The organism is Pedobacter sp. PLR, from assembly GCF_026239675.1.
Lineage (GTDB): Bacteria > Bacteroidota > Bacteroidia > Sphingobacteriales > Sphingobacteriaceae > Pedobacter.
The window spans coordinates 808,555-834,483 of the sequence record NZ_JAPIVQ010000001.1 but is presented as its reverse complement, the minus strand read 5'-3'; the positions used below and the strand labels follow the sequence as shown (position 1 = coordinate 834,483).

Sequence of the window (25,929 nt, the reverse complement as noted above, 5' to 3'; positions counted from 1 at the left end):
TTAAAAAGGGGACATGAATAAACAATTAATGCTAATACTAATCTTGCTTGGCTTCGGCTTCGCAGGTTTTAGTCAGAGCACAAAGACCATCACTGGTCAGGTGCTGGATGAAAAAGATGGTTTGCCGATACCTGGAGCTTCGGTATTTGTAGACAAGGCCATGATTGGCGAACAAACAGGTGTTCCTGGTGTGATTCAGAATTCAGTTGTAGGGACTGTAACTGATGGTGATGGTAAATTCAGCTTGAAAGTACCTGAAGGAATTACTTTGTTAAGAGTAACTTACCTTGGATACCAGTCTGCACAAATCAATATCAGCAACCAAACACACATCACAGTTTCTTTAAAGAATGCTGACAATACCTTGGGGGAGGTAGTTGTGAATGGTTATACTGATATTGCAAAACGTAAAAACACAACGGCTACGGTAAAGCTGGACTATGACAAAGTGCGTCAGACTGGTGTTTCCGGTATTGACCAGATGTTAGAAGGACAGGTTGCTGGTGTTTCTGTTGGAAACATTACCGGTGGTCCTGGTGCTGCACCGCAGATCAGAATCCGTGGTACAGTTTCATTAAACGGTTCACAAGATCCATTATGGGTATTGGACGGTCTTCCTTTAGACGGTACCAATTTGCCTAATACCATTGGAAAAGACGATATCGATCAATTGCGTAACTTACCAATTGCAGGTTTAAACCCTGATGATATCGCCGACATTACGATCCTTAAAGATGCTGCCGCTACCGCTATTTATGGCGCAAGAGCAGCAAACGGGGTAATCGTGATCACCACTAAAAAAGGTAAACAAGGGCCAATGGCGATTAACTTCTCCGCGAACTCTTTCATTTCACAACGTCCTGATTTTGGTAAACTGAACCTGATGAATGCTACTGAAAAAGTAGATTTCGAATTGGGTATGGCTGGCCGTTCTGATTTAAGCTACAGATCCGGTAATGGTGAGATAGCGAGGATTTTGAAGAAAAGTGGTGAGTTGAGTAAATACAGAACCGGTGGTTTCTCTGCTTTAAATCCTTCCACTCAGGAAGCAATCAATGCATTGAGAGCAGATGGAACAGATTGGGGTAAAGAAATTTATCAGAATGCCATTAACCAGCAATATACCTTAGGTTTATCTGGTGGTTCTGAGCAGGCTACTTATTACTTATCAGGTGGTTATTACAATGAAAAAGGTACGACTAAACAAACCGGTTTAGAGCGTTACAACATGACCCTGAAAACTGATTTTAACATCTCTCAGAAGTTGAAAGCAGGAGCAGCAGTTTTTGGTTCGAAATCTACACGTACCAATTACCTTGCGGATGCGGATGCCTTTACCAACATCAGTACTTACACCAGGAATGTAAATCCTTACCAAACGGTGAGAAATGCAGCAGGTGGTTTTAACTATGATCCGGATATTTTCGGTGACCGTGGTGGTGATACTTACCTTCCTTTTAATGCAATCGAGGAACGTGAAAACACCCGTTATACTTTAGACAACAAGAGTATAAAGGCTATCCTTGATTTGAAATATCAAATTCATAAAAATCTGAGTATCCGTACGGAATTAGGTCTTCAGTTTGAAGATACTGACGTAGAGAAATTTGGTGGACAAAATTCTTATTACACCCGTAAATACAGAGATAAATATAAACGTTGGAATCCGATTACCAAGCAACAGGAATCTTTCCTGCCACAAGGTGGAACGATTTATAACCAAAGCGCAAACAGCTTCCAATACAACTGGAAAACTATTTTAGAGTATAAAAAGGTGTTTGCTGAAAAGCATGAAATTGAGGCACTCGCAGGTACGGAGTTCAGAAGAACAACTAACGAAGCGATCTCAACCAGAGCTTTTGGTTTTAACGAACGTACGCTGACGAGTCAGGGTGTTATTTTCCCGGACAATAGTTACGCCAATGCAGAAGATTTACGTCCTTATCTAAAAGGATATGTAGAAAATGCTTATGCCTCTTTCTACAGTACTTTGTCTTATACGTACGACAGAAAATATACTGCTTATGGTAGTATTCGTTACGACGGATCAGACTTATTTGGGGTAGATCCTAAATACAGATACTTGCCGATCTATTCCCTTTCAGGTGCATGGAATGCAAGTGAAGAAGAGTTTATCAAAAATATCTCCTGGATTTCGAACCTACGCGTTCGTACCTCATACGGTTTACAAGGAAATATTGATAAAAGTACCTCTCCTTTTGTCATAGGAACTTATGGTAACTCGGGTGCCTTCCCTGGTGGAAACCAACCGACTATCGGTGTAACGAATCCGCCAAATAACAAGTTGAGATGGGAAAAAACTTCTACTTTCAATGCGGGAGTTGATTTCGGAATGTTCAAAAATGCTGTTCAGGTTACTTTTGATTATTACGACCGTTTCAGTAAAGATTTGATTGGAATTGAAGAATTACAGGTAGAAAATGGTTTCAATTATACCAGTTCTAATTTCTCTCAATTGAGTAATAAAGGTTTGGAGTTGACGATTTCTACAAGAAACATCAACACCGCTAATTTCCAGTGGTCAACGGATTTCAATATTGCCCACAACAAAACCAAAGTGATCAGAGAGAAGGTTCGTCCTAACCAGTTTATGCCATCTAAAGAAGGCTATCCGGTAAATGGAATCTGGGTGCTTAAAACTGCTGGATTAGACAAAGACGGTCTTCCGTTGTTTGTCAGAGATGGCAAGACACTTTCTATGGAAGAGTTTTACGGATTGTATGATCCGAATGCCGATATAGATTGGGCTGCAGGTTACGAGGTAAGTAGCAAATACAGTGGTAAAGCATTCCAGGACCTGTATACTTATGCAGGAAATGGTGACGCTAAATTCACAGGTGGTTTGACTAACCGTTTCCGTTACTCGAACTTCGATTTATCAATCTCTGCACTTTTCAATATCAATAAACTGGTAAATACAGCACCTCTTTTTAACCCTTCACAGGTTGACCGTGGAAGGAATTATTCAAGAGAAATTCTTAACGCCTGGTCTCCAACAAATACAGGTAGCAGTTTGCCGGGTATTTATGGAGCGGATAGTTTTGGTGGAGAAAGATGGATGGCTCATAGCTGGCAGAATGGTAATGATCCTGCTAATACCTATAGTAACTTAGATATTTTCGTTAAAAACATGAGTTATGTGCGTATCAATAGTATCCGTTTAGGCTATAGTTTGCCAACAGCAATCGCTGGAAAAGTAAAAGCAAATAGCTTGAGAATTAGTATGGAGGCAAGAAATCCTTTCGTAATCGGTACGAATTACAAAGGTTATTTTGATCCGGAAACTTATGGTAACATTTATGCACAACCAATCACCAAAAGTATTTCAATTGGTTTAAACGCAACTTTTTAATTAAGAAACCATGAATAAGATCATAAAATTAACAGCCATTCTGTTCCTGATCATATCAGCCAGCAGCTGTAAAAAATATTTAGATATTGAGCCGGTAGGGAAAGTAATCCCTACTACAGTAGAGGATTTCAGAGCCTTGTTGAATTCTGGATATGTTCAGTTTCCAAGTCATAAATCTAATCTGGCTTTTCGTACAGACGAGTTGACATTGAATTTCTATACCACAGAAACGCCAAACTACTACGATCAGTACAAGTGGAATGACTTGAATCCTGATGCCACTTCTATGGAAATGCCTTACGGTGGTTTTTATACTTCGATTTTCTATGCAAATTCTGTGATTGAAGATATTGAAACCAGAGCAGGGGTTTCTACCGAGACAGCTCAAATTAAAGGGGAAGCTTATTTGCTTCGTGCTTACGCATTGTTCGAGTTGTTGAATTTATATGCTAAGCCTTTTGATAAGAATACGGCGGCAACAGATCGCGGTGTTCCAATCTCTTTGAAGATTGATTTGGAAACAAATTATAAGCCTTCAACAGTAGAGGTCGTATACAATCAGATCTTCGCAGATCTTGCTGCGGGACAAGCTTTGTTAAATGTGACAAGTTTCCCTGCCGGTCAGAATTATCGTTTCAGCAAACGTGCAGCTTTAGCTTTAACAGCAAGAATTCATGAGTTTAGAGGAGAATGGAGCAGCGCATTAAAAGCAAGTCAGGAAGGATTGGCTATCAATGACAAACTGGAAGACCTGAATGCAACAGCAAATGTTTTATCACCGAACAACTTTAAGTCCGTAGAGAATATCATGTCGATGGAATCAGCCTTTAATCCAGGTGCAACAAATGCTTCTTTCGTTTCTCCGCATTTATTAGGGATCTATGATCCCCAAAATGATAAAAGGGTTGCGGTATATTTCAAGAAGGCTACAGTTTTCCCTGGCGACGCAGGCTACGAAGAAAATAAAGACAAATTAATGTCTAATAAAGGTAATCTTAACGATTTCAAGATCTCTTTCCGTAATGGGGAGCTATACCTGATTAAGGCAGAAGCCGCGCTGCAAACAGAAGACCTTGGTACTGCTTTACAAACCTTACTGGCTTTAAAAGCGAAACGCTTAACGCCTGCTTATTTTGCAACTGAGCAAGCCCGGATTTCCGGACTGGGTAAAGCAGATTTATATCAGGAAATCCTGAATGAAAGAGAAAGAGAACTGGCATTGGAAGGACACCGTTGGTACGATTTGAGACGTTACGGTCAGCCTGTAATGACTCATGAGTTAAAAGGTGTAACGTATACTATTCAGAAGAACGATCCGAGGTATACCATTCGTTTCCCTCAATCAGCGATTAGGGCAAACCCGAACCTTCAGTAGCATTAATAATTATAAAGAACTATTGCGGGTGATTAACTCCGGTCTGTTTTACAGACCGGAGTTTTTTTTTACTTTTGCAGCCAAGCAAGAAGAGGATGAAAGTAGCAATTATTGAGGATGAAGAATTGGCAGCAGTTACCTTACGCAAAATACTGGGCCAGTTAAATCCGGATATTGAAGTAATGGCTACCCTGGCAACTGTGGAAGCAGCAGTAGCATGGCTCAGCAACAATACCCCTGACCTCTTGTTTATGGACATCCACCTGGGGGATGGCGAAAGCTTCCAGATCTTTGAACAGGTCGAAGTAGACTGTCCGGTGATCTTCACCACAGCTTACGACCAGTACACCCTCAAAGCTTTTAAAAATCAAGGCATCGATTACCTGCTCAAACCTTTTGATGAAGAGGATGTGGCTGCGTCATTGGCAAAATTGAAAGGGATTCGTAAGATCTCCGAAATTGGTCTTCCGCAATTCAGTTATCAAACGCAAGGCCCTGCGCCAAAAATCCGTAACCGTTTCATGGTGAAATTAGGTAAGCTGATCAAGACGGTACAGTCTGAGGATGTGGCTTACTTTATGGCAGAAGGTAAATACCTGTTCCTGGTAACCAACGACAAACAGAATTACATCATAGAAGAAACAATTGGCAGTCTGGAACCCCAACTGGACAGCTCCGACTTTTTCCGCATCAACCGCAAATTTATCATCAATATCAAAGCCGTTCGGGAGATGTACAAACTTTCCAGAAACAGGGTAAGGATTGTACTGGAACCGGCACCGGTAGAAGGTCTTGAAGTTGTGGTAAGTGAGGAAAGGGCAGAAGCCTTTAAAAACTGGCTGAATCAATAGAGCTACCACAAAAGCAATTTATTACCTGCAATAATCATAAACTCTTGTTTTAGGGGGGATGGGATTGTAGACAGTGATAGTAATCAGCTTAAAATAAAAGAGAACTTTTTAAGAATGTCCTTTCCTATAAATCCAGAAGTTAATGTTGTTGATGATGGTTTAGTTAAAGGTGGTCCAATCTTAGATTTAACCCAAAGACAAAATGAAGTGCTTATTTTGCTAAAGGAAAATAGTAAACTTACCAAAAGAGACTTGGCCAAACTATTGGATATTAATGTTTCAGCAGCTCAAATGCATATAGAACTTTTAAAAGTTAAAGGATATATTACCCGTCTTGGAGGTACAAGAGGTCAATGGCATATTCTAAAATAAAACTTTAAAAACTGACTGAATCAATAGGAGTTATCGCAAAGCAATAGGTTACGCAATCTCCAAAAAACAAAACGAGGGTAGTTGTTTTTTAGCATTACATTATTTAAGTTGGAACTAATATTGCAAAGTTAATCTTATAGGTTTAGTTTAGTGAAATTGAACCAATATGTAGCTATCTTCTTTTTTTTGAGACAACTACTGGAATTAACACACGCCCTCTCATGAGATATCTTTTTTTTTCAATTCTTATATTAAGTTCCTATTTCTCCTTTGCTCAAAGCACCAGGATTATTATTCTGGATAAAGCAGATAAAAAGCCCATCAACGGAATATCAATATTTACCGAGACGGGGAGTCTAATCGGTGGGACCAATAAAAAAGGAGAATTTATTTTTGATAAATCGTTATTTGGTGAATTAGAAATGAAAAAAATAATACTATACAACGTAGAATACCAGTCTGTTGAAGTGCCGCTCGTTACATTAACGGGTGTTATTTACCTGGAGAAAAACAAAGTTATTCAATTAAATCCTGTTGAAGTGACAGCTAAGCGCATTAACGATTATTACTTCCTAAGTGCTTATATACGTAGCTGGAAATTGGTGAATAATAAGCTTGTAAGATATGGAGATGCTATAACAGATTATAAAATCTCATTTGAAGATGTGAAACAACCTTTTCGTACACAAAAGAATAAGTATGTAAAAGCATTCAGGAACTTTAAGATTGATAGCATAAAAACAAAGTCAAAAATAGTTAGCGTTTCATTTAAAGATGGTTTTTTTAATGACGACGTACCTAACGGTGATAGAATTTCTAGTAGTTGGAGCTGGTATAATATAAAAAATCTTAAAGATAGCTTGTACGATGTTTATGATGAGGAAAAGAATGTAGGCTACGCTGTACTTGACAAGGAAAATCTTCCAATTGAGATTAATGTTACTAATAATTTTGAAGGAGAAGAGGCAATAAAAATAGCTTTAAGGTGGAAGATCTCAGGGAAATCAAAAAATATTGAAAAATGGACAACGACAAATGGTACCAGACACCCAACATACCTTTTTTCTAATAAGAAGATATTGGAGAAGACCAATGTAAAGGGTAAAAGCAATGAAGTAGAAACGGTTACAGAGATATTTTTTGATACCAAAATAAATTACAATGGCATTAAGCCCCTGAAATCCAAAAGCAACGTGGATATTGATAAAAGTTTTTACAATGCTCAGTATTGGACAGAAGAAATAAAAAAACACCCATTGCCGGGAGCTATTTTAAAGCAATTAAACCATGTAAACGAGTTGAAAAACGTATACTGATCTTGTTAGAATTAAAAAAATGAAGTGCTTTCTTGCTAAAAGAAAATATATCACGAACCAAAAGAGCAATAGAGAAAAACTCTAAAAACTGGCTGAATCAATAATTCCTGAGGTTTTTGGTAGGGAAGATATTTTTTATATACTTTTACCCCCGACCAAATATTACAATATACTGCGCTACGCAGCAGAATATTGTATAAGAATAAAAAAATGAACCACTATAAACTATTGCTTCTGGCCTTGCTGTTCTCCTATATCGGGACTACGGCGCAACAAAAAAGCATTAGCTTTAATCACCTGACGGTAGAAAACGGACTGTCGCAAAGCAGTGTTTTATCCATTACCCAGGACAGTCTGGGCTTTATGTGGTTTGGTACCAAAGACGGACTAAATAAGTTCAATACACAAAATTTCGAAGTTTATAAATACCATAAAAAAGACAGCACTTCTTTAACGAGCAGCATGAATATCAATGCCCTGCTCACCGATAGCAAGGGGAATGTATGGGTAGGAACGCAAAAGGGGCTGAACCTATATCTGCCTAAAACCAATTCCTTTAAGCGCTTTCAATATCACTCAAAACAAAAGCATAGCCTGAGTAATAACATCATCAGGAGTATTTATGAAGACCGGCAGGGCTTTATCTGGGTGGGGACAGACAGCGGTTTGAACAAGCTGGTTAGTCCGGATAAATTTGAACGCTTCATGACTTCTAATGATCCGCAAAAAGGACCTATCCATCATTTGATTAAATCGGTCTATCAGGATCACAATAACGTCATGTGGGTTGGTACGATCCAGGGACTAACCCGCATGGACTTTAAAAACGGGAAATATGTATGCCGTTCCTATGTACATGATAGCAAGCGGCAGGGAAGTCTGAGCGATAACGACATCAGTTCAATTCTGGAAGATCATCAACATAATTTATGGATCGGAACACATAACAGCGGACTCGAGCTCATGGATCGGGAGAAGGGAAGCTTTACGCATTTCCGTTTTAAGAACGGGCAGCCGAATAGCATCAGTAGTAATGTAATTCGTAAAATGATGCTGGCCAAAGATGGGAAGTTATGGGTATCAACCTTAAACGGTATCAATATCATCGATGTGGAAACGAAGGCTATTAAAGTTTTAAACCACTTGCCTGACGACCCTTCCAGTCTGAATCAGAATTCTATCTACGACCTGATGCAGGATGCCGCCGGTTCAATCTGGGTGGGCACTTATTATGGCGGTGTAAATGTATATCATGTCAATTCTACCCCTTTCAGGGAATATAAATCTAAAATCGGAAAAAACGGGCTCAGCAGCAATGTAGTGAGTTCTATTGTGGAAGATTCAAAAAAGAACCTTTGGATAGGGACGGAAGCGGAGGGGCTAAACTATTACGACCGTGCTTCGGGGAAGTTCAGTAGTTTCCGTCATGATCCTGAAAATCCTTCTTCCCTGAGTTCTACCCTGGTGAAAGCCGTTTCTATTGACCATAAAGGAAAGGTATGGGTGGGGACTTATGAAGGCGGACTGGACCAATACCTTCCGGCCACTAAAAGCTTCAGGCATTATACCGCAAACCCTACAGATCCTACGGCTTTAAATTCCAGCCGGATTATTTCTTTACTGCACGACCGGCAGCAGCGTTTCTGGATCGGTACCCGTGCCAATGGTCTTTTCCTTTATAATGAGGAAAAAGATAACTTCTCGCCATTTTTTGGCGACCATGATAAACATGATTTAAAAGTAGTGCGGTGTTTGTTCCAGGATTCAAAAAATAACATCTGGATTTGCTGTAGTTCAGGAACCTATATTCTGGCGCCAAATTCGACCAGGATCCGCAAGTTTAAGAACAATGACGAGCGCATGTCGTTCAATGACATCAACTTTGTGCAGGAAGATTCCCGTGGTTACATCTGGTTAGGTGGCTATGAATCAGGATTGATCCGTTATATGCCTCAAAATAAAACCATCCGCTCCTTTAAAAAGGAAGACGGTTTACCAAGCAACGTAATTCTGGGGATGCTGGAAGACGATAAAGGCAATCTTTGGATCAGTACGGACAATGGCTTGTCGAAATTTGACCGCAAGACTTTTAAGACTTATACCGTTAGGGATGGCCTTCCCGGGAATGTGTTCAATTACAACTCTTTCTTTAGAGACAGTAAAGGTGAGTTCTTCTTTGGTGGATTTAATGGTTTGGTCAGCTTCTATCCGAATCAGATTAAAGACAACGACAGGGTGCCGAAAGTGGTGTTTACCCGGCTCCGCCTATTTAATAAACCAATCGCGATCAATGATGAGACACAATTGCTGAAAGAGAACATCAGTCTGACTAAAGAGATTACTTTCTCTTACCATCAGAATATTTTTACGGTAGATTTTGCCGTCCTCAATTATATCAAATCGGAAAAGAACAGATATGCCTATAAACTGGAAGGTTTTGAAAAGGACTGGAATTATGTGAGTAGTCCTTCGGCTACCTTTACCAATCTTCCTTCCGGCACTTATACTTTATTGATCCGCGGTTCTAATAATGACGGGGTTTGGAATCCGGTGCCTACTAAGCTCCTGATCCATGTGAACCCGCCCTTCTGGAAAACCTGGTGGGCCTACCTCATTTATTTGTCGGCTTTTGCCGGTCTGTTGTTTTTGTTCTCCAGGTTCCTTTGGATCAGAGCACTCCTGAAACGCGAGCAGGACGTTTATCAAATGAAACTTGACTTCTTTACCAATGTATCTCATGAGATCAGAACGCCGCTTACCTTGATCGAGGGGCCTTTAGAAACCTTGATCAATGAGACGCAGGAGTCTCCGGCCCTGAACAGGAAACTGTTGACGGTCAGAAGAAATGCAGGCCGATTAACCAGATTGGTGAATGAATTACTGGATTTTAGAAAAGCAGAATCCGGAAAACTAAGTCTGAATATTGTACCTGGAAATATCGTCAGCTTTGCTAAGGAGATTTATCTTTCTTTTACAGATCTGGCCATTAAACAACATATCGATTACCAGTTCTTATCAGAAGAGGAGCAGATTGAGGTCTATTTTGACGATGAGCAGCTGGAAAAGGTACTGTATAATCTATTGTCCAACGCCTTTAAATGTACACCGGACGGCGGGATGATCCGTTTATCAGTCTTAAAAACAGCCGATGGCTTTGTCGAAATCCATACCTGCGACAATGGGAAGGGGATTCCGGAAGAAAGCAGAGATAAGCTGTTCAGTAATTTCTATCAGATTAAAGATCCGCTATCCAGAAATAGTGGGACCGGGATAGGGCTGGCGCTTTCTAAGAAGATCGCGGAGCTGCACCATGGTACGTTGTTTTTAGCAGATCAAAAAGATATTCCCGAAGTGGAGATACGTACCTGCTTCTGTCTGAAGTTGAAATTAGGGCAGGCACATTTTTCAAAAGATGAACTGGTTCAGGATTTCCTGAATAGTGAAAATCCAGCACATTACCTGGTTGGGGAGAGCCCGGTGGAGGATCTAATGCTTCTGGTTCCGGTATCAGAAGCCACTGAGATAGATGAGCAGGTTACGATTTTGATCGTAGAAGATAACCATGAAGTGAGGGATTTTATTGTACAGTCCTTACGTCCGTATTATCTGATTCTGGAAGCAGAAAACGGGGAGCTGGGCGTACAGATAGCCATAGAAAAAATACCGGACCTGATTGTGAGTGATGTGATGATGCCGGTAATGGACGGGCTGGAGTTATGCCGTACCTTAAAAACTGATGTCAGGACCAGCCATATTCCGGTGATCTTGCTGACCGCAAGAACCGGAAACATCCATGAGGTGAATGGCCTGAAAACCGGTGCTGAGGCTTACCTCACCAAGCCTTTTAGCATCAGTAGATTGCAACTGACCATTTCTAACCTGCTCTTGCTTCAGGCAAATATGAGGCGGAAGTTTAGTCAGCAGATTACCCTGCAACCCGCTAATATTTTAATTGAGTCTTCCGATGAAGAGTTCCTGAACAAGGTGATGACCCTGATTGAAAACAACTTTACTACACCGGAGTTTAGCGTGAATACCCTGGCTTCAGACCTGGGGATGAGTACGCCAATCCTTTATAAAAAGATTAAAGTGCTGACCGGTCTCACCGTTAATAATTTCATCAAATCTGTCCGCCTGAAAAGGGCTGCCCAGCTCCTTCGGCAAAAGGTATATACCGTCTATGAGATTGCCTATCTCGTTGGTTTTAGTGACCCTAAATATTTCAGCAAAGAGTTTGTGAAACAGTTTGGCAGAACACCTTCTGATTATGCACTGGAAGAATAATTATTGGTCATTTAAGAATTTCACCCTTTATACTTAAGAATTTCCCCCCTCAGAACCATACAGGAGCGGTACTTTAGCTAAACCAAGTATAATTTATCTGTAAGACCAAAGATCTGATGAACGCGTATTCCATGATTTCTTGTCCTGTATTTTCCAGCTATGGAAATGTTTCCCAGGATTCCTCCCCGCTAGTATATACTGGAGTTTACTCCGGTAATAAGATGATCGTATCCCTTGTGTTTCGAATAAATGTTCTGGTAATTCTCTCGGATTTCAACTAAACAACTATTGATTATGAAAGCACAATTACTAAAAGTATCGATGGCTCCTGCTCAATCATTTAGTGTGAGACAGGATGTCGAACCATTTGTAAATAACAAATGGCATTACCACCAGGAACTGGAATTGATTTATTTTAATGAAGGTAAAGGCACCCAGTTTATCGGTGATAATATTCAGTCTTTTAATTCCGGAGACATTATTCTTGTCGGCGCTCATCTTCCACATTACTGGAGATTTGAGGATGCCTATTTTGAAGGTGGCGAAAAGAGCGGGACAGCAGATGTGAAAGTTGCTCATTTTAGCGAAGACCTTTGGGGAGATTTCTTTCTGAACCTGCCGGAAAACAAAGCGCTGAAAGATGTGATGGAGAAATCGAGAAGAGGGGTGAAGGTTACCGGAAAAAACAAAGAGCAGGTTGCTGCATTACTCGGCAGGATGCTGGAAGCAGAGGGAACAGAAAGAATCATCATGCTGATGCAGGCACTACTGGAAATCTCCAAATGTGGCGAGCTGGAAACCCTGGCTTCTGTCGGATTTCAATACGACCTGGAGCAGGTAGAGAAAGACCGGATCAGTGATATCTATGAATATACCTATGCCAATTTCAGGAATAAGATCTGCCTGGAAGAAATTGCTGATGTAGCAAAGATCAGCCCCAATTCTTTTTGCCGCTATTTTAAATCGCGTACCCGAAAAACCTATTCTCAGTTTCTGACAGAGATCAAAGTAGGGCAGGCCTGCAAGCTTTTAATAGAAGCACACCTCAACCTTAAACAAATCTGCTACAATAGTGGCTTTAATAATTTCGCCAGCTTCCATAAGTGTTTTAAGAAAGTAACCGGGAAAAGTCCACTCTGTTATCAGCGGGAATTTGTAACGGAATATGTCAACTAAAGACGAGCCAATTCTGTTGACAACTACGCCAAACCGACCGACTGATTCCTGAAAAATAATTCGTCCCTTAGAATAACCAAAATAAACTAAACTAACCAAAAGTATGAAAATGACCACCACCACTAAGAGCCATCTGGGATACATGGCTGCTTCCTCCTGACCAGTGTGATTACCGGATTCCCGGTCTGATTAGCTGAAGATCAATTAAAGTATTTACTCATTTTTAAAACTGAAGTATGAATCAAATTTATACTATGAACCTCTATTTGTCTGACAAATGGAAAGTGTGCCCGATCAGGAAGGTTGGCGTAATCGTTTTACTAGCCATAGGGATGTTGTTTTCCCCTTCCGCATTTGCACAAACAATTAAAGTAAAAGGCGTGGTGAAGGATGATAAGGGAGTGCCGCTCCCGGGTGTAGGTGTGAAAATAAAAGGAACGGCCGTGGGCACTTCCACCAACGGTGATGGTGTATACACTGTTTCCCTGACCGGTCCAAATCAAGTCCTTGTTTTTACTTATATCGGTTTTATCCCCCAGGAAATTCCGGTAGGGACAAAAACGACCATCAATGTCTCCCTTAAAGAGAACTTAAATGATCTCGATGAAATTGTAGTCACCGGTTACGGTGGGAAAACCAAAAAAAGAGATCTTACCGCGGCAATATCTTCTGTGAATGCAAAGGATATCGAAGAACGCCAGCCGATTAACCTTTTTGATGCTTTACAAGGTCAGGCAGCAGGGGTACTGGTGATGAACGATGGTGGTGAACCCGGAGCAGAAGGCTCTATTAAGATCAGGGGAGCTTCTACGTTTTCTACAGATGGCAATGGTTCCAATCCTTTATATGTAATTGACGGGGTAATTAGTGACAATGGAAGTACCATTAACCCAAGTGATATTCAAAATATTGAAGTGCTTAAAGATGCAGCATCTGCGGCTATTTATGGTGCAAGGGCTGCCAATGGGGTAATTTTGATTACTACTAAAAGAGGACAAGACGGAAATTCAAGGATCGACGCACAATATTCTCATGTTTTTGGTAAGCTGGCGCATAAAATTGCACAGGCAAATGCTTCCGAATTGCGTTACTACAGAAAACTACAGGCAGGTAACCCGAACGGGAATGCAGGTGGTCTTGTAGATTCCCTGAATCCAAGTTTTAATTCAGACAATGACCTTCAGGACATGCTTTTAGGTAACACCGGTCACCGTAATGAGGTGAAGCTGAGTGTTAGCGGCGGACAAAAAGGAATAACTTATTACGGATCCGGAAATTACCTTGATGATCAGGGTATCGCACTGAATACCTGGATTAAAAGGTTGCAATCCAGATTTAATGTGGAGTTTCAGGTATCACCAAAAGTGAAATGGGCTACCAATGCTTCCTATTACTTTCAGACCGGAAACTTTACGAGCATTAACAACTCTTTAAAACCAGTATTCGACCGTCCTTCTTATGCCCGGATTTATTACCCTGACGGGACTTTAACCAGTTACCTGAATTCGAAAAGAAATCCCGTCGCAAATGCGTTGCTGGAAGACAATACCCAGGATACTTATAAAGCGCAAATTTCGAACTCTTTAAGGTATGACATTATCAAAGACCTGAATTTCACGGCGACTTTTAATGCGCAGCTGGATGATGGAAAATCGGTGTATTTTATGCCTAGATTTTTAAGTGCTAACGGAATTGAAAATCTGGCCAGAAACGGAACGACCAGAAGGGTGTATTATGAGACTCAGGGTTTCTTTAACTACAATAAAGTTATCGGAAATGACCATACCATCACTGGTTTAGCCGGCTTTAGTATGGACAGAACGCGTTCTGATTTTACGAACCTGGAGGGTAAGAATTTAATTGCGGAAGATGTGCATTTTGTGACCGGTGCCAATATGGTAGACCTGACCAAACAAAGGGTAGGTGCAACTGCTTACTCCTTAGCTTCCTTCTTTTTTCGTCCGGGCTATAATTACAAAGGCCGTTATATTGTTCAGGGTACTTTTAGAAATGATGCTTCTTCCAGATTTGGTAGAGACAGAAGGTCAGGAAGTTTTATTTCAGGCTCTGCGGCATGGAGATTCTCAGATGAGAAATTTATGGGCTGGGCTAAGAAATACCTTGATGATGCGAAGTTAAGGGTGAGTTATGGTACCGTGGGTAATGATGCCAGTGGAAACTATGAGTCTATCCAAAGAATTGAAGTCGGTAGTAATAGTTATGGCGGTGTTGCCGGTGCTTCTCTGATGGAAACTTTTGGAAATCCAACGATTAAATGGGAAAATACGGTGACTCAGAATCTGGGAATGGACCTTGTCTTTATGAAAGGACGATTGAACCTGAGCGCCGATTATTATATTAAAACGACCAATGATTTATTGTATGACCGTCAGATTCCTAAAGAAACAGGATTCAATACGGTAAAAGTGAATGTTGGAAATATTGAGAATAAAGGACTGGAACTTGCCTTAAATGGTACTCCTATTAAAACTGATAAATTCACCTGGAGCGTTACCGGAAACTTAACTTTTGAAAAAGGAAAGATTCTAAAGCTTTATAACGGTCAGGAATTTATTGCCGGAAATAAACACCTGATTCAGGAAGGTGGTAACATCGGTGACTTTTATGGCTGGAAAAATAAAGGGGTTTTCCCCTACGATGTGTCCAATGCTTTTAACACAGACGGGATAAAATTAGAACCTGTAAATGTTAGAGTGGTGGAAGCCGTAGACGCTTTAGGAAAAACTTACATGACCTCAGTGTGTGATGGTTATACCTTAAACGGGCAGCCTTATACCGGAACAGTAAAAAGTTTGTCGGCCAATGGTGCAAAACTGAAAGGTGGTGACACTGAGTGGGTGGATATTAATAATGACGGGGTAATCGATGACGCAGATCGTCATGTGATTGGAAATGCACAACCTGATTTTTACTTCGGCCTGATCAATAACCTGAGCTATAAGCAATTCTCCCTGTCCTTTATTTTTAACGGAACGATTGGTGGCCAGGTTTACAATTCCCTTAAACAAGGTTTAACCAATAACAGTTCTTCAAACGGACCAGCATTACCAGAAGCGATTTATGGGGCATGGACCAAACAAGGTGATATTGCTACCTATCCATATTTCCCGGATAAAGACACCAGAGGTAGTCAGAAAGCAAATGGTAACAGTATGTTCCTGGAGAATGCCTCTTTTATTCGTTTATCAAGCGCAAGATTTACTTATCGTTTTACGCCGGCGATGTCGAAAAGAGTTTTTACCAAAAACATCAGTGCCTATATCTATGGTACCAACCTGGCTACCTGGACTAATTACACAGGTTATGATCCGGAGTTTAGCTCCAGCACATTAACGCCAGGAGATGATACTGGAAAATATCCGAAAAGAAGAGAGTTAGGTTTAGGTATTAACATTGGATTTTAATGATTACGAGCATGAAAAAGATATTTTTTATAACACTTTTAGGACTGGGCATCGTATCGTCCGGTTGTAAGAAACTGGTGGATGAAAAACCACTTTCTGATGGTACCCTGGAGAATTTCTACAAAAACAGATTCGATGCGGAAGCGGGAATGGCCGGTATGTACGGTGGATTTCAACGTTTACTGATCGGTGAGAAGCAGTTCTTTAACCGATACACGTATTGGGGAGATGCAAGAGCAGACAATTTTGAAAGGTTTAAAACCTATTCTAAGAATGCAGACAATGAAATGCATTTCAATACGCTGACCGCCAATAATGAATGGGGAGACTGGAGTCCTTTATATCAGGTGATCGGACGTGCAAATCTGTTGATCAAAAAGCTTCCTGAAGTAAATACTTATACCCAGCCGGGTTCAGCCAATGAACTTCCTGCGGCTACTTTAAAGAGCTACATGGCGGAATGTTACGCGATGAGGGCCATGTCTTATTTCTATATCGCCAGAGTATGGGGAGGAGCTCCAATCAGAACAGAGCCTTACGAAAGTATTTATGACGATCCGGAACAGGCGAGAGATTCAGAGGAAAAAGTATTGAATCAGGTGATATCAGATTTGACAATGGCTTATAATACGATGGCTAAAGGAGCCACAGCCAAAGTGTTTTACATTAGTGAGGCAGCAGTATGCGCGATGATGGCTGATGTATACATGTGGAAAAAGGATTATCCAAATGCCATTATCTGGAGCAAGAGATTGTTCGCTGCAAAAGGACCAACAGGGAAAGTGTACAATGCCGCAGGTGCTACAGTTACTGGCTCAGGTGGTGCAGCGACAGATCTGCAGCCAACGGCTACCTGGAAAGATATGTTCGTCAATCCGGCAAGTAGTGTGGAAGCGATCTGGAATATCCATTGGGATTATGCGGCTAATGGTTGCGCTTGTATGGCTGGTATTTCTACTTCACCTAACAATACACCGTATAGAATTTCTGAAGAGATTTTCACCAAATGGTCTTTAAGTACGACTGATATCCGGGTGAAACAAAGCTTTGACATCAATACTAAAACCAGAGACAGGACATGGAAATGGTACCCGGGAGTATATACGCCCGGCCTTTTAGGAGCTTATACTTATGCCGGGACTTTTGGAGCTACTTTAAATGTGTTGTTGCCAATGTACCGTTTGTCTGACCAGTACTTATTGTATGCTGAGGCCTTAAACAAGACCGGAGATCAGTTAAATGCTTTGAAATATCTGAATCTGATTCATGTCAGGGCCGGTCTGGTGGCTTATACTGCGAATCAATTTCCTACAGCTAAAGATCTGGAAACAGCGATTTTACAGGAGCGTCAGTTGGAATTATTTGCTGAGGGAAAACGCTGGTTTGACCTTGTCCGTACCGACCGCGTGGCCGAGTTTATGGATCCAATCCTGATTACCCGTCAGATTGAACAAGGGGCTACGCCTGTAGGCTGGGGCACCGATAAGCGTAGATATTTCTGGCCTATTAACAGGAATGTATTGAACTCAAATAGTTTATTGGTTCAAAATCAGCCTTATTCCGAGTAATTTTCCTCGTTTCAAAGAATTAATCACAGTTTAAATTGATAGCAATGAAAAAATATAAAAATATACAAAAGGGTGCCTTTTTTCTGCTGGTTTCAGCAGCCCTTTCTTCCTGCTCTATGTTTGGTCTGGATGTACAGAAAGACCATGAGTATATCAAACAGGAGTTAGATCCTAACCTTTACATGACCGCCAGACAGTACCTGGAGACGCGTGCAGTTGTTCCCACCAAATTGAATGATACGGTTTTTAAATATATGAAGCTTGGACTGGACTATGCAGGAATAGACCTTGCAGAGTACGAAAAGCCGGGCAGAACATTCCTCTTTTTACACAATGATGCCATCCGTGTATTGGATGACAAAACGAAGCTGCCTAAAAGCGGGTTTTGGTTTGATGTGCCGATTGTACTAAAAGACGCAAATGGTGTTCCGATAATGGATCCTGTTACAGCCAGACCAAAAACCCGTCCTGCAACAAAATGGAGCGATTATTCTAAAGAAACAGTCAAAAATTACTTTTTATACCTGATCCTTCAGGGGGACTATGGCTTTAACAATGCCGTTACGACGAATACGACTTTCCAAACCTTGCTTCCTCCGGGATCTGTGGCCAAAAAAGATGAATCTATGTTGAGCTATATGGTCACTAAGTCGACCCCAAATCCTGCGGGGACAGCTCCTAATACCTTTCTTATAGTTTCTAATTTTATACAGGGTGCGCCAGGTTTTGATCCGGATGGTTTAATCAATATGAAGATTGTTTACTCTGATGGTACGCCATTGAAAATTAACGATTTCAACTCTGACCGTTCTGCGGGACAAATTGCCACCAACGGGCAGGTACATGTGTATGGAACAACGGTATACCCTTTTAGATACAGTTATTTATAGCTTAGAATTACCCCTGTAAATCAGGAGAAAACTGCGCTTTTTCTCCTGATTTACAGGTTAATGCATCGGATTTAATTTGCCATTTAGATTTGGCTGAACATATTAAAATATAGGAATTGAGAAATTATAGAAACTGGATAGGAAAGCTGATACTAATCGTTGCTGTGTTGTTTTGCAGTCCGCTGTTTGCACAAAAAAGTCAGCGTTTAACCCAAAACTGGGAATTTTTAAAAGGTGATCTTGGTGGTATTTATGAAGCCATCAGACCGGTGAAAGCCGGAAATCCCGAGAGTGTTCCGGTATGGGAACAGGTGGTGCTTCCGCATTGTTTCAATGCGAAGGATGCCGTAACTCCCGATGTCAATTACTATCAGGGACCAGGTTGGTACCGGACGCAGCTGACGATTAATAATCCTTATACAAATGGACGTACACTCCTTCATTTTGAAGGAGCAGGACAGAAAACTAAAGTTTATATCTATGATGTTTTAGTAGCTGAGCATATTGGTGGTTACGATGAATGGACGGCTGACATTACCGATGCGGTAGCAGCTTTCCGTAAAAACCCATTATTCGAAAAACAGTTTAAAGGAAAGATCCCGGTAGCAATCCGTTCAGATAACTCCCGTGATCTGGAAATGATCCCTTCGGATCTTTCAGATTTTAATGTATACGGCGGTTTATACCGTTACCTGAATCTTCGTTATGTGCCACAGGTGTCCGCAGAAAAGATTTTTGCAACAGCAAGTGTGGATGCCAAAGGTGCTGTCGGACAGCTTAAAATCAGTTCAAAATTATTAAACCCTGATGGGCTGGATACGGTAGCGGTCAATATCCGGGTAAAAGACCCGCAGGGGAAATTGGTCGCCAGTTTTAATAAAGCCTGGAAAGCCTTTTATGGAAAAAAAGACCTTTGGGAAACTTCATTGAAGCATCCTAAGCTATGGTCTACAGAAAATCCAAACCTGTATACCGTAGAAATGAGTATTACTGCAAAAGGGCAGACTTCCGTTCATTCGGAGAAAATAGGATTCAGAAATTTTGAGTTCGTTAAAAAAGGGCCCTTTATGCTGAATGGCAAAAGGTTGTTGTTGAGAGGCACCCACCGTCATGAGGATCATGCAGGGGTAGCTGCGGCAATGACAGAAGATCAGATCCGCGAGGAAATGGTGCTGATGAAAAGCATGGGCGTTAATTTTATCCGCCTCGGTCATTATCAGCAATCCAGAATTGTACTGGATTTGTGTGATAGTTTAGGGATTTTAGTCTGGGAGGAAATTCCATGGTGTCGCGGTGGTTTAGGTGGCGAAAGCTATAAGAATCAGGCGCGTACAATGCTTCGCAATATGGTGGAGCAACATTATAACCATCCTTCTATCATCATTTGGGGAATGGGGAATGAAAATGACTGGCCGGGAGATTTCTCCGAATTTGATCAGCATAAAATCAGGGAGTTCATGAAAGAATTGAATGACCTTTCTCACCTGCTGGATCCTTCCAGAAAGACAGCCATCAGAAGGTGTGATTTCTGCAGGGATATCGTAGATGTGTATTCTCCATCTATCTGGGCAGGTTGGTACCGTGGGATTTACACGGAATATAAAGAAGTATCTAAGCAGGAATTTGATAAAGTAGACAACTTCCTCCATGTAGAATGGGGGGGAGATAGCCATGCAGGTCGTCATTCGGAAAGTCCGGATAATGCTTTGAGTTTGGTGTCTAAAGGTAAAGGTGCCGATGAGCGTGCAGGTGATGCTTCCTTATTTGGAGGTAGTGCCCGGGTTTCTAAAGATGGCGATTGGAGTGAGAGTTACATCGTAAACCTGATCGACTGGCATTTGAAAGAACAGGAAACCATGCCCTGGTTAACCGGTGCTGCTTACTGGCCTTTTAAAGATTTTTCTACGCCGGTACGTCCGGATAATCCGATTCCTTATATGAATCAAAAAGGGGTGGTAGAGCGCGATCTGACTAAGAAAGAGTCTTTCTATGTGTTCCAGTCGTACTGGACAACCGATCCGATGATCCACATTTACGGGCATTCCTGGCCGGTAAGGTGGGGTTCAGCCAATGAAGAGAAAATGATCAAGGTATATGCCAATCTGGATGAGGTAGAACTCTTCCTGAATGGTAAGAGCCTGGGCAAAAGAAAAAGAGATAGTCAGGATTTTCCTGCAGCTGGTTTGAGGTGGATGGTCACTTTTAAGGAAGGTCAGAATACGATTAAAGCGGTAGGGAAGAAAGATGGGAAGGTATTTACGGACGAGATCACACAAGAATATCAAACTGCGAAATGGGATAAACCCGCGAAAATGTTACTTGAAAAGGTGTCTGAAAAGGATGGTATTGCTACGATTCGTGTTAAAGTGTTGGACAAGAACAATATCTTGTGTCTGGATGCGCAAAACTATATCAGCTTTGGCATAACCGGTGATGGTACTTTAATCGATGATATGGGAACTGCCCGCGGTTCCAGAAAAGTACAACTTGGAAATGGCCGCGCAGAGATCAGCATAAAAACGAATAAAGGAAAGAGTGTAGCGAGCGTAAAAGCTGATGGTTTGGCTTCCGCATTTGTCGAAATAAACTAATTGAAAATGAAGAAACTGTATGTATGGTTAGGAGCCGTGTCCATTAGTATGAATGCCGCTGCACAACAGCCTTTAAAATTATGGTACGACCGGCCAGCGAAAGTATGGGAGGAGGCCTTGCCATTAGGAAACGGTAAAACAGGTGCCATGGTTTATGGTCGTGTGAACCGGGAGAGAATCCCTTTGAACGACAATACACTGTGGTCTGGCTATCCGGATCCGGGGAACAATCCGGCAGGTCCAAAAGTATTGCCGGAAGTACGGAAGGCAATAGATGAGGGCAAATATGAGGAAGCAACACAGCTTTGGCGCAAGATGCAGGGCCCTTATTCGGCCAGATACCTTCCTTTAGGGGATTTGTATTTACAGTTTCAACAGCAGGATAGTATCCCTGCGACTTACAGCAGGTCGCTTGACCTGGAAAATGCAGTTACTACCGTGAATTATTCCTTGAATGGGGTAGATTATAAAAGAGAAGTTTTTACCAGTTTTCCTGGAAAGGTATTGATGATGCGCATTACGGCAAGTAAGCCGGGCTCGATTAGTTTCAACACCGGATTAATCAGTAAGCTGCGTTTTAAGACTGCTGCTTCGGGAGATAAAGAGCTGATTTTAAAAGGTAAGGCGCCGAAGTTTGTCGCCAACCGGGATTATGAGCCGAAACAGGTGGAGTATGATGAAAAAGAAGGGATGACTTTTGAGATCCGTTTACGGGTTAAAAATGAAGGGGGAACTTTGAAAGCTGCCGGTGATCAGTTAGCCGTTCAGAATGCCGATGCGGTAACGATCTATTTAACGGAAGCAACCAGTTTTAATGGTTTTGATAAATCGCCTGGCCTTGCCGGAAAAGATCCTGCTATAGCCAGTTTAGCGGATATGAATGCGGTATTCGGGAAAAGTTATGCGGTGTTGAAAGCGCAGCATGTGCAGGATTATCAGCAGCTTTTTAACCGTGTGAAGTTTGAGCTGAAAGGCAATGCAATTGCTGAAAAGAAAACTACGGATGAACGTTTGAAGCAGTATGCGGGTACTAAAAATGACCAGGGTTTACAGGCTTTATATTATCAGTTTGGCCGCTACCTGATGATTGCCTGCTCCCGTCCGGGCTCTCGTCCATCTAACCTTCAGGGGATTTGGAACGACCAGGTACAACCACCATGGGGTAGCAATTATACCACCAATATCAATACGGAAATGAATTACTGGCTGGCAGAAAATGCCAACCTTTCGGAATGTCATCAGCCACTTTTTGATTTTATGAAGGAGCTGGCTGTAAACGGGGCAAAGACCGCTAAAGTAAATTACAATATAGACAAGGGCTGGGTAGCCCACCATAATTCAGACCTCTGGGCAAAAACTTCTCCTCCGGGAGGGTATGACTGGGATCCTAAAGGGGCTCCACGATGGACCGCATGGCCGATGAGTGGCGCCTGGTTCAGTACACATTTGTTTGAGCATTATCAGTTTACCGGAGACAAGGTGTTTTTAAGTAAAACGGCTTATCCCCTAATGAAAGGTGCCGCAGAGTTTATGCTGCAATGGTTGATCAAGGATGATAAAACCGGTTACCTGGTGACCAGTCCCTCTACTTCTCCGGAAAATACGGTTAAAATTAAAGGGAAGGAATACCAGCTTTCTAAAGCTTCTACGATGGATATGTCGATCCTCAGACAGTTGTTTACGGATATCATCCGTACTACTGAGGCTTTAAATATAGATGCGGCTTTCAGAACCGAATTGATCAATGCGCGCGAAAAGTTATATCCTTTCCACATCGGCCAATATGGTCAGGTGCAGGAATGGTTTCAGGATTGGGACGATCCTCAGGATAAACACCGTCACATTTCTCATTTATTCAGCTTATTTCCCGGTAACCAGATTTCTGTTTTTGAAACGCCGGAGCTGGCGAGTGCCGCAAAACAAACCCTGATTTTTAGAGGGGATGTAAGTACAGGATGGTCTATGGCCTGGAAGATCAATTGGTGGGCAAGGTTACAGGATGGTAATCATGCGTATAAGATTCTGGAAGATGCTTTTACTTATATCGATCCAACGCTAACCAAAGCGCAGATGAGTGGGGGCGGGACTTATCCGAACCTTTTTGATGCCCATCCTCCTTTTCAGATTGACGGGAATTTTGGAGCAACAGCCGGTATTACGGAGATGTTGTTGCAAAGTCAGGATGGGATGATCAGCTTATTGCCGGCCTTGCCGGATGCCTGGTCTTCAGGTAGCATTCAGGGAATTAAGGCGAGAGGGAATTTTGTAGTAGGAATGGACTGGAAAGACGGAAAGCTGACCGGCGCTACGATCAAATCTGAGATTGGCGGGAATTGCAGGTTACGGACGTTGCAACCGGTGAAAATTGTAGCGGTAGCTACAAAAGCGGCTAAAGGAGAGAACCAGAATTTATTAACTCAAACACCATATGTACCAACCTATAAAAATGCTTCAAAAGCTGTCCTGGAAAAACTGCCGGTTGGAAATGGTTATGTGGTAGATTTTAAGACGGAAAAAGGTAAGATTTACAAAGTGGTCACCCTATAAAAAAGTTTGATTTATGTTTAAAAGCATTGTTGTTTGTACTGCATTTTTACTGAGTTGTCTTTGCGTAAATGCACAAAATATTGCCTGGGAGCTGGTGGCTCCGGGTGTTTGGAAAGGGACGGTAGGTCGTCCTGAAAGTTATAATCTATTAACGGCCTCGGGCGCGAAACCTTATTTAGAGGGGCTGAACAAATTAGGTTCAGCAACTTTTCCTATGGTACAGCAGGAAGTGGTTGCGCAGTTAAAAGATGGGAAAACATATTTGCGTTTCCCATTGAAAAAGGCAGAGCAGTTGTTTGGTTTTGGTTTAAATTTCCAGACGATCCATCAGCGTGGAAAAATTCTGGAATTGCATGTAGATCATTTTGGAGGTAAAGATAATGGCCGCACACATGCGCCAACACCTTTTTATGTGTCTTCCGATGGTTATGGGGTTTTCATCAATTCTGCCCGTTACCTGAAAGTTTATGCGGGTTCTGCGGTTCGTAGAGACAGCGAAAATGCGCCTCCTGCTAAAGATCGGAATACAGATAAAAGCTGGGCTTCACGCCCTTATTCTGATGCTGTGGAGATTCTTGTTCCGGCAGAAGGGGTAGAGTTTTATGTGTTCGCCGGTCCGACGCCATTAAATGCAGTGAGTCGTTACAATTTATTTAATGGCGGTGGTCCTTTGCCTCCGCGTTGGGGCCTGGGTTTCACGCAACGTGTGAAAACTTTGTTTACCGCTGAAGATGTAGAGAAAGAAGCGGCCACATTTGCCGATAAAGGTTTTCCTTTAGACTTTATCGGTCTGGAACCAGGCTGGCAAAGTAAGGCTTATCCTTGTTCTTTTGAATGGGATAAGGGAAGATTTCCTAACCCTTCGGAATTTGTGAGCGATATGCTTAAAAAAGGAATCAGGTTGAACTTATGGACCAATCCTTATGTTTCTCCTGAATCTCCGGTTTATAAGGAGATCAAGCCTTTTACCGCAGATCATACGGTTTGGTTAGGCGCAATTCCTGATCTGACCATGCCTGAGGCACAGCAGTTATTGTTTGGTCAGTTGAAGAAGAGTCAGGTAGATATCGGCGTCAGCGGCTATAAATTTGATGAGGTGGATGGTTATGACCATTATTTATGGCCGGATGTGACGACTTTCCCTTCCGGAAAAAGTGCGGAGCAAATGAGGCAGACTTACGGTTTGCTGATGCAACGTTACAGTGCCGCCATTTTTCATGAGCGCAATCAGCGGACTTATGGCCTGGTTCGCGGCTCTAATGGGGGAGGTACGTCTTTCCCTTACGTGATTTACAACGATTATTATAACCATGAAGATTTTATTACAGCTTTAATCAACAGCAGTTTTGCCGGGGTATTATGGACGCCGGAAGTCAGGGCTTCCAAAACGGGAGAGGAATGGTTGCGCAGGATGCAGTCGGTGGTCTTCTCGCCAATGGCGATGATCAATGCCTGGTCTAGCGGGACAAAGCCATGGTCTTATCCGGAAGTTGAACAGCAGGTGAAAGATATGGCTTTGCTGCGGATGCAAATGATGCCTTACTGGTACAGTGAGTTTGCGAAATATCATTTTCAGGGGATTCCTCCTTTCCGTGCGATGAACCTGGAATCCGGCTTTGCTTATGGTCCGGAGAAAGAACTGAAAAGTACTAATCTGGAAGATAATCCTTACGTAGAGGCGGTAACTAAAGAAGTAAAAGATCAGTATATGGCAGGCGAGTATTTATTGGTTGCCCCAATGTTTGCCGGTAAAACGACACGTACGGTGATCCTTCCCCGTGGGAAGTGGTTTGATTTTTATACAGGAGATTTTGTAGGGGATGGAACAGTGATTACCGTAACGCCAGGTTTAGACCGGATTCCGGTATATGTAAAAGATGGTGGAATCATTCCGATGGGCCCTGCTTTAATGCACGCACCGAAACCTACAGATAAGATCGACCTGGAGATCAGGTATTATGGCAATAAGCCGGCAACTTATCAGCTTTATGATGATGACGGGGAGACTTTTAACTATGAAAAAGGAGATTTCAGCTTTAGGGAGATTAAAATGGAACGCGGGAAAGATGGGAAATTGAAAGCCTCAATCAGCAATGCTGTTAAAGGAAAACCGAATACACTGAACAAAATCAGTTTCAAAGCAATGACTACTAAATTTTAA

The 25,929-nt window shown here is 41.9% G+C and carries 13 protein-coding genes; all 13 read left to right on the top strand.

Annotated features, from left to right (window positions below):
- Window positions 1–13: 13 nt before the first annotated feature.
- The 13 genes from OQX61_RS03400 (at window position 14) to OQX61_RS03340 (ending at window position 25,929) form a co-directional block, all read left to right on the top strand.
- Window positions 14–3,373, top strand: a complete 3,360-nt coding sequence (locus tag OQX61_RS03400) for a SusC/RagA family TonB-linked outer membrane protein (RefSeq protein ID WP_265840267.1) — start codon at window positions 14–16, stop codon at window positions 3,371–3,373.
- Window positions 3,374–3,383: 10 nt separating this feature from the next.
- The gene (locus OQX61_RS03395) at window positions 3,384–4,748 is read left to right on the top strand and encodes a RagB/SusD family nutrient uptake outer membrane protein (RefSeq protein WP_265840266.1); all 1,365 of its coding nucleotides are present in this window, start codon (window positions 3,384–3,386) and stop codon (window positions 4,746–4,748) included.
- Window positions 4,749–4,843: 95 nt separating this feature from the next.
- Window positions 4,844–5,599 (top strand): LytTR family DNA-binding domain-containing protein, encoded by a 756-nt coding sequence (locus tag OQX61_RS03390; RefSeq protein ID WP_265840265.1) that lies wholly within the window; start codon window positions 4,844–4,846, stop codon window positions 5,597–5,599.
- 114 nt (window positions 5,600–5,713) lie between these two features.
- Window positions 5,714–5,971: a winged helix-turn-helix transcriptional regulator gene (locus OQX61_RS03385; protein WP_265840264.1), complete on the top strand. Its 258-nt coding sequence runs from the start codon at window positions 5,714–5,716 to the stop codon at window positions 5,969–5,971.
- Between the two features lie 221 nt (window positions 5,972–6,192).
- A complete protein-coding gene (locus tag OQX61_RS03380) occupies window positions 6,193–7,287 on the top strand; it encodes a hypothetical protein (protein WP_265840263.1) in 1,095 nt (364 codons plus the stop codon).
- A 210-nt stretch (window positions 7,288–7,497) separates the two neighbouring features.
- Window positions 7,498–11,571 (top strand): hybrid sensor histidine kinase/response regulator transcription factor, encoded by a 4,074-nt coding sequence (locus OQX61_RS03375; protein WP_265840262.1) that lies wholly within the window; start codon window positions 7,498–7,500, stop codon window positions 11,569–11,571.
- Between the two features lie 294 nt (window positions 11,572–11,865).
- Window positions 11,866–12,747 carry an AraC family transcriptional regulator gene (locus tag OQX61_RS03370; RefSeq protein WP_265840261.1) on the top strand — a complete coding sequence of 294 codons (882 nt, stop codon included), beginning with the start codon at window positions 11,866–11,868 and terminating at the stop codon, window positions 12,745–12,747.
- Window positions 12,748–12,983: 236 nt separating this feature from the next.
- A complete protein-coding gene (locus OQX61_RS03365) occupies window positions 12,984–16,172 on the top strand; it encodes a TonB-dependent receptor (RefSeq protein ID WP_265840260.1) in 3,189 nt (1,062 codons plus the stop codon).
- Between the two features lie 11 nt (window positions 16,173–16,183).
- Window positions 16,184–17,740, top strand: coding sequence for a RagB/SusD family nutrient uptake outer membrane protein (locus OQX61_RS03360; protein WP_265840259.1), 1,557 nt, complete (start codon window positions 16,184–16,186; stop codon window positions 17,738–17,740).
- Window positions 17,741–17,784: 44 nt separating this feature from the next.
- On the top strand, window positions 17,785–18,630 hold the full coding sequence (locus OQX61_RS03355) for a hypothetical protein (protein WP_265840258.1): 846 nt from the start codon (window positions 17,785–17,787) through the stop codon (window positions 18,628–18,630).
- A 137-nt stretch (window positions 18,631–18,767) separates the two neighbouring features.
- Complete coding sequence (locus OQX61_RS03350; RefSeq protein ID WP_265840317.1) at window positions 18,768–21,221, top strand: glycoside hydrolase family 2 TIM barrel-domain containing protein; 2,454 nt, start codon at window positions 18,768–18,770, stop codon at window positions 21,219–21,221.
- Window positions 21,222–21,227: 6 nt separating this feature from the next.
- Window positions 21,228–23,768 (top strand): glycoside hydrolase family 95 protein, encoded by a 2,541-nt coding sequence (locus OQX61_RS03345; protein WP_265840257.1) that lies wholly within the window; start codon window positions 21,228–21,230, stop codon window positions 23,766–23,768.
- 13 nt (window positions 23,769–23,781) lie between these two features.
- Window positions 23,782–25,929 carry a TIM-barrel domain-containing protein gene (locus OQX61_RS03340; protein ID WP_265840256.1) on the top strand — a complete coding sequence of 716 codons (2,148 nt, stop codon included), beginning with the start codon at window positions 23,782–23,784 and terminating at the stop codon, window positions 25,927–25,929.

What these genes read in the sequence shown, in the direction of transcription:
- OQX61_RS03400 (WP_265840267.1), top strand. Translation starts at nt 14, where the DNA reads ATGAATAAACAATTAATGCTAATACTAATCTTGCTTGGCTTCGGCTTC.
- OQX61_RS03395 (WP_265840266.1), top strand. Translation starts at nt 3,384, where the DNA reads ATGAATAAGATCATAAAATTAACAGCCATTCTGTTCCTGATCATATCA.
- OQX61_RS03390 (WP_265840265.1), top strand. Translation starts at nt 4,844, where the DNA reads ATGAAAGTAGCAATTATTGAGGATGAAGAATTGGCAGCAGTTACCTTA.
- OQX61_RS03385 (WP_265840264.1), top strand. Translation starts at nt 5,714, where the DNA reads ATGTCCTTTCCTATAAATCCAGAAGTTAATGTTGTTGATGATGGTTTA.
- OQX61_RS03380 (WP_265840263.1), top strand. Translation starts at nt 6,193, where the DNA reads ATGAGATATCTTTTTTTTTCAATTCTTATATTAAGTTCCTATTTCTCC.
- OQX61_RS03375 (WP_265840262.1), top strand. Translation starts at nt 7,498, where the DNA reads ATGAACCACTATAAACTATTGCTTCTGGCCTTGCTGTTCTCCTATATC.
- OQX61_RS03370 (WP_265840261.1), top strand. Translation starts at nt 11,866, where the DNA reads ATGAAAGCACAATTACTAAAAGTATCGATGGCTCCTGCTCAATCATTT.
- OQX61_RS03365 (WP_265840260.1), top strand. Translation starts at nt 12,984, where the DNA reads ATGAATCAAATTTATACTATGAACCTCTATTTGTCTGACAAATGGAAA.
- OQX61_RS03360 (WP_265840259.1), top strand. Translation starts at nt 16,184, where the DNA reads ATGAAAAAGATATTTTTTATAACACTTTTAGGACTGGGCATCGTATCG.
- OQX61_RS03355 (WP_265840258.1), top strand. Translation starts at nt 17,785, where the DNA reads ATGAAAAAATATAAAAATATACAAAAGGGTGCCTTTTTTCTGCTGGTT.
- OQX61_RS03345 (WP_265840257.1), top strand. Translation starts at nt 21,228, where the DNA reads ATGAAGAAACTGTATGTATGGTTAGGAGCCGTGTCCATTAGTATGAAT.
- OQX61_RS03340 (WP_265840256.1), top strand. Translation starts at nt 23,782, where the DNA reads ATGTTTAAAAGCATTGTTGTTTGTACTGCATTTTTACTGAGTTGTCTT.